We start from the raw sequence: 11,646 nt of genomic DNA, 5'->3' as shown, positions 1-11,646 counted from the left end.
TTCAGGAAGCAGGAACGAGCCGCCGCAGCTCCTCGAGCAGCACCCCGGGGTACTGCAGCGGCAGGAAGTGGGTGCCCGGCAGCTCGCGCAGCCGCGCCCCCGGCAGGTTGCCCGCCGCCCGGCGGACGTCGGCGACGTCGACCAGCGAGTCGTAGCGGCCCGCCACGAAGGTGACCGGGCAGCGCACCGGCGTGATGTCCAGCGGCGCGTGCTCGGCGATCGCGAGGGCCGAGTGGCGGAACCACCGCCAGTCGTGCCGGGAGAACTCCTGCACCACCGCACGCAGGGCCCCCGGGTGCGCCACCTCGTGCGCGGGCCCGCGCAGTGCGCCGGGCGACAGCAGCTCGGGCCACGGCGGCAGACTCGCCGCGATCGGCGGCAGCATCGGGCCGACGACGAGCAGCAGGGCGCTGCTCCACCGGCCCACCGGGGCACGCAGCCGGCGGGGCACCCCGTAGGGGGCGAACAGCGAGGAGAACGAGCCGCCCGGCACGCCGGCGACCGCCAGCACGCCGAGCACCCGGCGCGGGTCCTCCAGCGCCAGCTCGAAGGCCACGTTGACCCCCAGCGACCAGCCGATCACGGTCGCGGCCGGGACGTCGAAGGCGTCGAGCACCGCCCGGGCGTCGTCGGCGTGGTCCTCGACGCGGACCCGCGCCCTGTCGGCCGGCCGCGCCGACCCGGCCAGGCCGCGGTAGGACCAGCTGAGCACCCGGTAGCCGCTGGACCGGGCGACGAGCCCCGGCCACGCCGCCTTCGGCGCGCCCAGCCCGTTGCACAGCAGCACCGGCGGCCCGGCACCGTCGTTGCACCAGGCGCGGAGGGCGGTGCCGTCCGCGCCGCGCACCGTCCGGGTGCTCAGGTGAACGCCTCGCGCAGCTGCTCCGACGCCGGCTGGGGTTCCTGCGCAGCCGGGGCCGGTGGCTCCTCCGCGACGGCCGAGGGGTGAGCGTCCTGGACGTCGACGACCGCGGGGTCGACCCGCATCACCGCGTAGCCGGCCACGGCTCCGGCCCCGAAGCCCGGCGCGAAGACGCGGACCGGTTCGGTGATCACGCCGTCGCGGACCGCGTCGTGGATGGCCAGCGGGATGCTCGCCGACGACGCGTTGCCCGTCGTCTCGATGTTGAAGTACAGCTGGTCGGCGCTGAGGCCGGCCCGGTCCGCGAGCTGCAGCACCATCGTCTTGTTGGCCTGGTGCGGGACGATCAGGTCGATGGTGTCCAGCACGGAGCCGGCCGCTCCGTCCGGGGCGGGCAGGGCGCCGATCTCCTCGATCATCTGCGTGAGGTAGCGCCCGGCGAGCGCCTTCACCTGCGGGCCGAACACCGTGATGTTGTTGTCGAACTCGGGGTTGGGCCAGATGATCGAGTTCACCTCGCTCGCCGGGCCGCTGGCGTAGGTCTGCAGGTAGTCGAAGTCCGGGGCCTCCCCCTCGGCGGCCGGCCCCACGATCATGGCGGCCGCGCCGTCGGCGAACAGCATGCGCGAGGGGCGGACGTTGCCGATCTTGTCCGAGAACTTCTCGGCGCAGACCACCAGGATCGGCCGCTCCACCTCCTGCAGGATCCGCACGGCCTCGGCCAGCCCGTAGGGCATGCCGGCGCAGGCGGCGATGAGGTCGTAGGCGGCGTGGGTCTGGTAGATGCCGAGCTGCCCGCAGAGGTAGGTGGCCAGCGACGGGATCAGCCGGGAGCTGGTGCACGTGCACACGATCACGCCGCCGATCTCCTCCGGACCACGCCCGGCCTTCTCCAGCGCCGCCTCCGCCGCCTGCAGCGCCAGCTCCTCCAGGCTCAGCGAGGTGTACCGGCGTTCCTCCACACCGGTCTTCTCCTGGATCTCGTCCGCGCTCATCGGCGACCAGTTGTAGGCGGAGTTGCGGACGACGTCGTCGTTCGTGCACACCTGGTCTCCGTGCACGGCGACCAGGCACTCCAGGCGCGGCATCACGGTGAAGGCGCGGCGCACGTCCACCGCCGGGAACGGCCGGACCGGCTGCCGCGACTCCCGCGGGCGCGATGCCTGCCGGGGTTCCGCGCCGGCGCGCAGGCGGCGCAGGAAGTCCCGCACCTCCCGGTCGCGGGGGTGGAAGGCGACCACGTAGTCGTCGTCGGAGAGCTGGTCGGCTCGGGCCAGCTCCACCGCCGCCCGGTCCCACGGGTACTGGTTGTGCAGGACCATCGCCCAGCGGTGCAGCGCCTCGAGCTCGGGCACGTTCTCCCGGCAGTCGAGGATGTCGTCGTACTCGTAGACCGGGTAGTCCGGGTCGTAGTCCGGCAGCCGGAAGGTCAGGTTGCCGGCGTCGGCGAGGAACTCCTCCACCGTCGGCTTGACCGCCGGCAGCGTCGTCGCGTGGTTCTTGCGGTTGCCGAACACGTCGAACAGGACGCCGAAGACCCGGTCCTCGACGTCGGCGTCCCACCGGGCCGGCAGCGTCGGGTAGGCCTGCTCGACGGCGGCGATCTTGGTCTCGCCGTCCTCCCACGGCTCGAGCACGGGCAGGAAGACGTCGGAGCGGGTCCGCGGCAGGTCCGCCCACCGGGTCGGCCGCTTGTCGTACATGGTGATCGAGAAGCGGTTGGCCCAGAACAGGTTGAGGGCGACGTCCCGCATCAGGGCGTACCGGTCCTCGTAGTCCCCGGTCCGGATCTTCTCCAGGATGTCGGTCCCGCTCGGCGCCTTGGTCTCGAAGTCGCGGCGGATGACGGTGTCGAGCTGGTCCAGGGACTCCATCGTGGAGAAGTCCAGCTGCGGCATGATGCTCGAGGGGAAGACCAGCCGACCGTGTCGGTTCAGCACGAAGGCGTTCACGGGGTTCCTCTCTGGGGGTCCTGACGTCGCCGCAGACCTAGGGCAGGTCTGCGCGCTGCTTTCCTCGCTCGACGGCCGCGATGAGCCGCGGGCGCAGCTCGGCGGCGGGGACGATGTCGTGCACCGAGCCCATCCGGCGGGCCCGGTCGATGTCGTGGACGGCCTCGAACTCCGCCGCCACCTCGCCCAGCTTCTCCGACCGCACGCCGGCTCGAAGGGTGGCGAGCTCGGCCCGTAGGTGGGCCTGCTCCACCCCCGCGGCGGCGCTGACCGCCGCCTCCAGCTCGCGCACCCGCGGATCGGCGGAGGTGCGCTTGTCGACCTCGCGGGTGAAGACCACCGCGGCGGCGGGCGCGCCGCCCAGCACCGAGGCGTAGGAACCCTCGACGGCGAGGACCTCCATGCCCTCGTTGAGCACGCCGGAGAACACGACGAAGGCACCGCCGTGGTACCGGGAGACGACGCAGAACACGATCGGGCCGTCGAAGTTGGTGATCGCCCGGCCGATCTCGGCGCCGTACTCCAGCTGCAGCATGCGCAGTGACTCCGGTGACCCGTCGAAGCCGGAGAGGTTGGCCAGCACGACCAGCGGCCGGTTGCCGCTGGCGGCGTTGATCGCCCGCGCGGTCTTCTTCGACGAGCGCGGGAACAGCGTGCCGGCCGTCCACTGGTCCGGGCCGTCGGCCGGATAGCTGCCGCGGCGCGGGATCGGCCGGGACTCGATCCCGATCAGCTCGACCGGGTGTCCCCCCAGGTGCGCGTCGAGGACGACCGACGTGTCGGCCTCGGCCATGCCGGCCCACCGCTCCAGGACGGGGTGGTCCTGGTCGCTGACGGCGTGCATGAGCGCGCGGATGTCGAAGGGCTTCTTCCGCTCGGGGTTCGCGGTGGCCGAGAAGATGTCACCGACCGTGGTGAAGTCGCTGGACGGGTGCTCGTGCGGGAAGGACCGCACGTCGCGCTCGCGCGGGTCGTCGGTCTCGGCCGGCCGCGCCCACCGCTCGCCCGGTGCCACGTAGGCGTGCTCGTAGTGCTGGAACAGCAGCTCGCAGGCCGCCGTCAGGTTCGGCGCCCAGTACTGGGCCTGCCCGTTCGGGCCCATCACCCGGTCGTAGCCGCCGATCCCGAAGTTGTCCTCGGCCGACACCCCGCCGGAGTAGTCCAGGGAGTGCTTGCCGGTGAGCACCATCGCGCTGTCCGGCGTCATGACCAGGATGCCCTTGGTGTGCATGAGCATCGTGGCCTCGGCGTTCCAGTACGGCTGCGCCCCCACGTTGATCCCGGCGACGACGACGTTGATCTCGCCGCCGGCCTGGGTGAACGTGATGATGCGGCGCAGCGCCCTCGAGACCCAGTCCATGTTCTCGGTGCCGCTGTCCATCGAGATGCGCGCCCCGGAGGACAGCGCGAACCACTCGACCGGGATGCCGCGCTCCTCGGCGAGGTCGAGGGCGGCGACGACGCGCGCGCACTCCGGCTCGGCCACGGTGCCCAGCGCCTTGGTGGGGTCGCCGAAGAGGACCACCCGGGTCATGCCCTCCGGGTAGCGCTTGGTGGGCGTGCTGACGACGCCGGCGATGATGCCGGCCGTGTTGCGGCCGGGCGGCCGGTCGACCGGTGCCAGCCGGCCCTGCTCGTCGAGGTCGTGCTCCACGAACGTGCCGTCGGGACCGGCCAGCAGCGGGGCGAGCTCGTACGGGTAGACCGCACCCCGGGCGCGCGAGCTCAGCACCTTCTCGGTGTAGTCGTCCAGAACGCGCAGCGGCTCGGTCGGCCGGTCGGTCACCTGCATCTGGACGCCGGTGCCCGGCCGGTAGGAGAAGCGCAGGGCCACCTCGCGCGGCGGACCGCCCGCCTCGTCCTGCAGCCGCGCCAGGAGCACGATCTGGTCGACCCCGGAGCCGACCGTGAGCGGCGCGGACAGCTGGGCGAAGGTGGCCACCTCGGACAGCGGCACCTCGATCGACGGCCACGCGTACAGGTGGATCCGGTTGTGCGCCAGCGGCCGTCTCCCCCGACGCTGCGACTGCCCCTGCCGGAGCCCGTCGAGGCAGGAGGTCAACAGCCGCTCGATGGTCGGGAAGCCGACGATCTCCCCCGCCTCGTCGCGGAGCGGCGTCAGGTCACGCACCTCGGCCATGGCGATCAGGCGCTCGTCGTTCGGGTTGTCCTTGGCGACGACGTGCAGCACGTAGGTGTCCTCAGCCGACGGCAGACGCTGCCCCTCGAAGTCCTTCAGCCGCCAGATGTCGAGCCGCTGGGCGGTCAGCGGGTGCATCCCGCGGATGATCCGCTCCTCGGCCGGACCGTCCGGGGACGGACGGAAGGTGACCGCGTCGACGTCGCCGTCCGGCGTGGTCACGGTGACCGTCACCCGGCGGATCGACGGCATCGACGCCACGTCGGCGAGCCGCCGCTGCAGCTCCGCGGCCATCTCGTCCGGGTCGGTCGGGCGGTCCGGCCAGGACAGGTAGAGGTCCACGAGCAGGGTCTGCGGGTCGGTCACGTCGGCCGCGAGCCGCTGGACCCCGGACAGCGCGGTGGGGAGGTCTGCCGCCTTCACCATCAGGGCGAGCAGGTGCAGCCGCGTGCCGCGCAGGTCGTAGTCCGCGGTCACCGCTGAGTGCCCGTCGAGCAGGGACGACCGGACGTCCTGCAGGCTGCGGCTGCGGTAGTAGCGACGGGTGAGGACCTCCATGATGGGGTCCGGCTTGCTCGTCGGACGGACGAAGCGCTGGGCCAGCAGCCGGATCAACGGCTCGGGGCTGGCCACCAGCGCCTCGATCCGGGCCACGTCGTCGGTGCCCCCGCGCGCGTCGTCGTCGTCGAGCTCGGTCAGCAGCCGCTCTGCCTCGTCCAGCACCTCCTGCCGGGCCCGCTGGACCACCGGCTCCTCGAAGTAGCGGTACCGCACCGCCCGGGCGAGGTCACCCACCGACGGGTAGCGCAGCTGCGTCGCGCCGATGAGCCGGTCGAGCACCTCGGCGATCTCCGACCGTGCGGCATCCGACGGCGGGAGGCCGACCGTCAGCCAGCGGTCGAGGAGCGCGAGGACGGCGGGCAGCTGGTCGCCGATGCGCTGCTGGGCCAGGAAGACCCGGTACACCGCGTCCTGGAGGGCCGGACCCGGTTCGAGCTCCTCGCCGACGCCGTAGTGGGCGAGCGCCCGGCGCAGCCGTCCGCGGAAGCTCTCGGGCAGCGCCTCCCGCTCCACGTCGAGGGAGTGCAGGTAGGCGTGGAAGTACTCGCGGGGGCTGTGGACCTGCTGGTCGGCCTCCTCCTCCTCGCTGGCCGGGCGGTTGCGGGACAGGTCGCACAGGTCCGCGAACGTGGTGAGACCGGCCAGCTCGGCGTGCAGCAGCTCCGGATCGTCCGGCGGGAGCTCAGTGCGGGCACTGCGGTATGCCGCGACGAGGTCCTTGCCGTGGCCCGCGCCGATGTCGTACCCGGTGATCAGCGACCGCAGCGCCGCCAGCAGCGACAGCGCCCGGTCCCGGGGACCGCCGGCGGCCGTGCCCGAGCTCGCCGGCAGGGCGATCCGCTCGCCGGACGCCTCCTCGACGTCGCCGCCGGCCTGCTCGACGACGAGCAGCGGGGCGCCGGCGTCGACCTGGGCGTTGGCGGCGGCGCGGACCTCCCGGACCCGGCCGGCGAACGGTGCCCGGACCGCGGTCTCCATCTTCATGCTCTCCAGCACGAGGAGCGTCTGGCCTGCCTCGACCTCCTGGCCGGCGGACACCCGCACGGCCACGACGACCGCAGGTGCCGGGGCGCGCACCACCCCGCCCACGTCGGTGGAGATCCGGTGGGTGACGCCGTCGACCTCGACGAGGTGGGACCCGGTGCCCTGGACCGCGACGACCGAGAACCGGTCCTCCCCCACCGTCAGCCGGCTCTCCAGCTCGCTCAGCCGGTCCACGTCCACGTCGACGGACGGGCCGTCGAGCTCGACCCGGTAGCGGTCGGGCCCCACCTTCGCCACGCTCAGCCGGTACGCCTGGCCCCGGTACCCCAGCTCCACGACCCGGCCCACCTCGTGCGGGGCCCGCGGGCGTCCGCCCCGCGCGGAGGCGAGGAAGGCGGTCAGCTCGCGGGCCTCCTCCGCGTCCGCGACGTCGATGGCCACCCGGACCAGGGCCACCCAGGCGTCGCCGGCGGTCTCGGCGCGGCTCCCGGCGCCCGTGCGGTCCAGCCAGCCGGTGTCGGCGGTCCCGCCCGCCACCTCGGGCCGGTCCAGCAGGTCGAGCAGGAAGGACTTCGTGGTGGTGCCCCCGCGCAGCACGACGGTGGTCTCCCGCAGGGCGCAGCGGAGGCGGGCGAGCGCCTCGGGCCGGTCCCGGCCCCAGGCGATGACCTTGGCGATCATGGAGTCGTAGAGCGGCGGGATGACGTCACCGACGCCGATCCCGGTGTCCACGCGGACACCAGGGCCGGTCGGCAGCCGCATGAGCACGACCTGGCCGGGGGCGGGGGCGAAGCCCTGTTCGGCGTCCTCCGCGTTCAGCCGGGCCTCGATCGCGTGGCCGGACCGGGCCGGTGGGTCGCCCTCGAGCCGGCCGCCGGCGGCCACGTGCAGCTGCAGCTTCACGATGTCCAGGCCGGTGGTCTCCTCGGTGACGGGGTGCTCCACCTGCAGCCGCGTGTTCACCTCCAGGAAGGTGAACAGCTCCTCCTGCGGCTGGTAGAGGAACTCGACGGTGCCCGCGCCGACGTAGCCGGCCGCCTTCACCAGTGCGATGGAGGACTCACGCAGCGAGCGGTCCTGCTCCGGGCTCAGCGCCGGGGAGCTGGACTCCTCCAGGACCTTCTGGTTGCGCCGCTGCACCGAGCAGTCGCGGACCCCGGGTGCCCAGACGTTGCCGTGCTGGTCGGCGATGACCTGCACCTCGACGTGCCGGCCGCCCTCCACCAGGCGCTCCATGAAGATCGTCGGATCGCCGAAGGTGCGCCCTGCCTCCGCCCGCGTGCGGGTGAGCGCCTCCTCCAGCTCGACCTCGGACCGGACGATCCGGATGCCCCGGCCGCCGCCCCCGCTCCGGGACTTCACGATGAGCGGGTAGCCGATGACCCCCGCGTGCCGGCGCCCGTCCTCGATGCCCTCCACCGGGCCGCCGCTCCACGGGGCCACCGGCACCCCGGACTCCTCCGCGAGCACCTTCGCCTCGATCTTGGCGCCGAGGCGCCGCATGGCCTCCGGCGGCGGCCCGATGAAGACCACCCCGAGCGAGGCGCACAGCTCGGCGAACGCCGGGTCCTCGGCGACGAAGCCCCAGCCCACCCAGGCGGCGTCCGCGCGGCTGGCACGCAGCGCCCGGGCGAGCTCGTCGTGGTCCAGGTAGGGGTTCCCGGCGCCGGTCTCGCGCAGCAGCACGCCCTCGTCGGCGGCGCGGACGAACGTCGCCCGGCGCTCGGCCTCGGTGTGCAGGGCGATGACCCGGGTGCGCGAGCCGTGCTCGGCGTTGAGCTCACGGACGGCACGAGTCAGCCGCATGGCCGGCTCGCCCCGGTTGATCACGGCGATGCGGTCGAACACCGGGCACCTCTCCTTCTCAGTGGTCCCCGTCGTCGACGGGGCGGACGGCCGGCCTACATGTCCAGGCCGCCGTTGACCCCCCAGACCTGGCCGGTGATGTAGGACGACGCGTCCGCGGCGAGGAAGTGGACGACGCGGGCCACCTCCTCGGGCTGCCCGAGCCGGCCGAGCGGGATCTTCGCCCGCAATCCGGCGAGCACCTTGTCCGGCACGGCGTCCAGCATCTCGGTGGCGGTGTAGCCCGGCGTCACGGCGTTGACGGTGATGCCGATCCCGTCGGTGGTGCCCGCGCGCTGCAGCTGCATGGCGGCTTCCCGGGCGAGGGTCTTGGTGAGCCCGAACAGCCCAGACTTGGCCGAGGCGTAGTTGACCTGCCCGATCCCGCCCGTCTCGCCGATGACAGAGGAGATCATCACGATCCGCCCGCTGCCCCGCTCCAGCATGTGCCCCAGCGCGGCCTGCGACAGGTAGAACGCCCCGGACAGGTTCACGTCGATGACCCGGCTCCAGTCGGCGTCCCCCATCTTGGCCACCGTCCGGTCGACGGTGATCCCGGCGTTGTTGACCAGGACGTCCAACCGGCCGTGCTGGTCGATGACCTCGGCGACACACCGGCGGCAGTCGTCCGCGGAACCGATGTCACCACGGTGCAGCGACACCTTGCTGTCGGGGAAGGTGGCGGTGGTGTCCTCGGCGAACTTCTCGGCCGCCTCCTGGTTCCCGCTGTAGCCCGCTGCGACCTCGGCGCCCTGGGCGGCGAGACTGCGGCAGATGGCCGCACCGATCCCCCGGGTGCCCCCGGTCACGAAGGCCACCCGACCGACCAGCTTGTCGCCGGTCCTGGCCGTCTGCTCCTGGATGTCTGTCACCGGGTCCTCCTCGGGAGAGGGCGCGCACGCCTCGGTCCGGGACCGGAGCCGGTGACCTTCTCGGCGACGCCTGCTCCGGCATCGGGTGCGGGTGAGCATCCTGCGGATCCGGCTCGGCTGCAACCGGCAGCGTGTCGGCCGGTCAGGACGCCCCGGGCGCCGTGCCGCGGGATCGGGCGGCGCCGCGCCGGGGCAGCGTGGCGGACGCGACGGCAGCGCCGAGCGCGGCCGCGGCGGCGACCAGGAACGCGGCCGAGAAGCTGCCGGTGCGCTCGGCGATCCACCCGCCGAGCTGAGGACCCACCAACTGGGCCAGCCCGAACACGAGGGTGACCGCACCGAACGCCGCGGCGAACCGGCGGGGGTCGAGGGAATCGGCGAGGTGGGCGGCGAGCACCGCCGGCGCCCCCGACATCGCCAGGCCGAACACGACGGCGGAGAGCACCGCCCAGGGCTCGGCGCCGACCGGGACGAGCAGGACAGCCACGGTCATGCCCCCGTAGGCGCACGTCATGGCCGCCCGCCGCCCCACCGCGTCCGACCAGCGTCCGAGCAGGATCCCGCCGGCCGTGATGCTCACCCCGGTGAGGGCGAACACCGCCGAGGCGTGGCCGGAGCTGAAGCCGGCGTCGTCCTCGTACGCGGCGACCAGGAAGGTCATGTAGATGGCGATCGCCAGCCCGTAGCCGCCGTAGGAGAGCATCGAGCCGATCCAGCCGGGCACCGCGCGAAGCGCGGACACGTGCACCGGGCCGGAGGCCGGGACGACCCCCGGGCGCAGCCAGCGGGCGGCCGCCGCCGCGACGAGCGCAGCGACCACCGCCTCGATCGCCCACACCGGGCGCCAGGCGCCGGGGCCCGCGACGGCGTGGACGACGGCGGTCAGGCCGCTGCTGGCGATCACCCCCAGGCCCACGCCGCTGCCGGTCAGCCCGATGGCCAGGCCGCGACGGGAGACGCCGACCGCGGACCCGGCGATGCCGGGAGCCGGCACCCAGATCATCGCCCCGCCGAAGCCGGCCAGGACCATCCCCGCCACCAGGACCGGCACCGACGGCGCCAGCGCGAGCACCGACACCCCGGCCGTGGTGAGCAGCAGGCCCCGACGCACCGACGTCGCCGGTGCCATCCGGCCGGCGGTGAGGCTGACGAGCAGGGCGCCGCCGAGGTACGCCGTCAGGTTCAGCGTGCCGAGCAGCCCGGCGACGGTGTAGGAGTGCACGAGGTCGGCGTTGACGGCCGGCAGCAGCAGCGCGTACCCGAAGCGCCCGAAGCCCTGGGCCACGCCCGCGGCCAGCACCAGGACCGGGATGAGCACCCGTGGTCCGGCCGGGGGCCTGTCCCGCGCCGCCCTGCGGACCCCGGCAGAGCGCACCGGCGAAGGGTAGACCTGCACGGACGGCGAAGGGCGCCTCGTTCCGACTCAGCGGTACGAGGCGCCCTTCGTGCGTTCAGTGCTGTCAGGCGATGGAGCGCACGTTGGAACGATCGGAGACCGTCTGCTCGGCCGCCCCGGCCTCGGTGTCGACGATGGCGCGCAGGAAGAGCCCGCCCTGCAGCTTGACCAGCCGCGACGTCAGCGTCGTGAGGTAGCGGACGCCGACCCGCGGGTCGAGCAGGGTGCGCGGCGAGAGGTCCAGCGCGGCGTGCTTGACCTTGGCGGCGAGCTCAGCGGTGCTGGGCTGGTGCAGCCAGGCGGGACCGGAGGCGCCCTGCGGACCCTGCACGCCGGGCAGGCCGACCGGGCCGGCCGGGCCGGCCTGGCCCTGCACGCCCTGTGGCCCCTGCAGACCGCGAACGCCGGCCTCGCCCTGCTCACCGAGCACGCCCGGCATGCCCTGCAGACCGCGCAGGCCCTGCTCGCCGGTCTCACCGATCACGCCACGCTGACCCTGGGCGCCCCGGAGGCCCTGCTCGCCCAGCGGCCCCTGCTCGCCGGGCAGACCCCGCTCGCCGGCCGGACCCTGCTGGCCCTGCTCGCCGCGCAGACCGGGCAGGCCCTGCGGACCGACCTCGCCGGGCCGACCGGTCGAGCCGGGGAGGCCCTGCTCGCCCTGCGGGCCGGTCGCACCCTCGGGCCCCTGCAGGCCCTTGTCGCCCGGCAGGCCCTGCTCGCCCAGCAGACCGATCGGACCCTGGAGGCCGCGCTCACCGACCGGGCCGACCGGACCGGTCGGGCCGCGGTCGCCCTGCTCGCCGACAGCGCCGGCCGGGCCGCGGGCACCCTTCTCCCCGCGCTCGCCGGCTGCGCCGACCGGACCCTGAGGCCCCTTGTCGCCGCGCTCGCCAGGGGCGCCTGCCGGACCGGTCGGGCCCTTGGGGCCGCGGTCGCCCTGCTCGACGGTCACGTCGACGGGAACGTCGACGGTCTCGGTGTTCGTAGTGGTCTTCGACTGTGCCATGTGGACCTGGCCTCTCATGGACGGCGGG

6 protein-coding genes are annotated in these 11,646 nt (G+C 73.9%); all 6 read right to left on the bottom strand.

The window, feature by feature from the left end; all coding sequences use genetic code 11:
* Nucleotide 1: 1 nt before the first annotated feature.
* On the bottom strand, nt 2-847 hold the full coding sequence (locus FHL79_RS04745) for an alpha/beta fold hydrolase (RefSeq protein WP_138757473.1): 846 nt from the start codon (nt 845-847) through the stop codon (nt 2-4).
* 11 nt (nt 848-858) lie between these two features.
* Nucleotides 859-2,814 (bottom strand): 3-oxoacyl-ACP synthase III family protein, encoded by a 1,956-nt coding sequence (locus FHL79_RS04740; protein WP_138757472.1) that lies wholly within the window; start codon nt 2,812-2,814, stop codon nt 859-861.
* A gap of 37 nt (nt 2,815-2,851) precedes the next feature.
* Nucleotides 2,852-8,347, bottom strand: a complete 5,496-nt coding sequence (locus FHL79_RS04735) for an ATP-binding protein (RefSeq protein WP_138757471.1) — start codon at nt 8,345-8,347, stop codon at nt 2,852-2,854.
* A 53-nt stretch (nt 8,348-8,400) separates the two neighbouring features.
* Nucleotides 8,401-9,216 (bottom strand): 3-oxoacyl-ACP reductase FabG, encoded by an 816-nt coding sequence (gene fabG, locus FHL79_RS04730; RefSeq protein ID WP_138757470.1) that lies wholly within the window; start codon nt 9,214-9,216, stop codon nt 8,401-8,403.
* Between the two features lie 142 nt (nt 9,217-9,358).
* Nucleotides 9,359-10,534, bottom strand: coding sequence for a YbfB/YjiJ family MFS transporter (locus FHL79_RS04725; protein ID WP_171058015.1), 1,176 nt, complete (start codon nt 10,532-10,534; stop codon nt 9,359-9,361).
* Nucleotides 10,535-10,676: 142 nt separating this feature from the next.
* Nucleotides 10,677-11,618, bottom strand: coding sequence for a collagen-like domain-containing protein (locus FHL79_RS26085; RefSeq protein ID WP_138757468.1), 942 nt, complete (start codon nt 11,616-11,618; stop codon nt 10,677-10,679).
* Nucleotides 11,619-11,646: the final 28 nt, after the last annotated feature.

The sequence above is a fragment of the Modestobacter altitudinis genome (genome assembly GCF_005930475.1).
GTDB classification, from domain to species: domain Bacteria; phylum Actinomycetota; class Actinomycetes; order Mycobacteriales; family Geodermatophilaceae; genus Modestobacter; species Modestobacter altitudinis.
The sequence above is the reverse complement of the archived record's forward strand: the minus strand, read 5'-3'. Positions and strand labels throughout refer to the sequence as shown.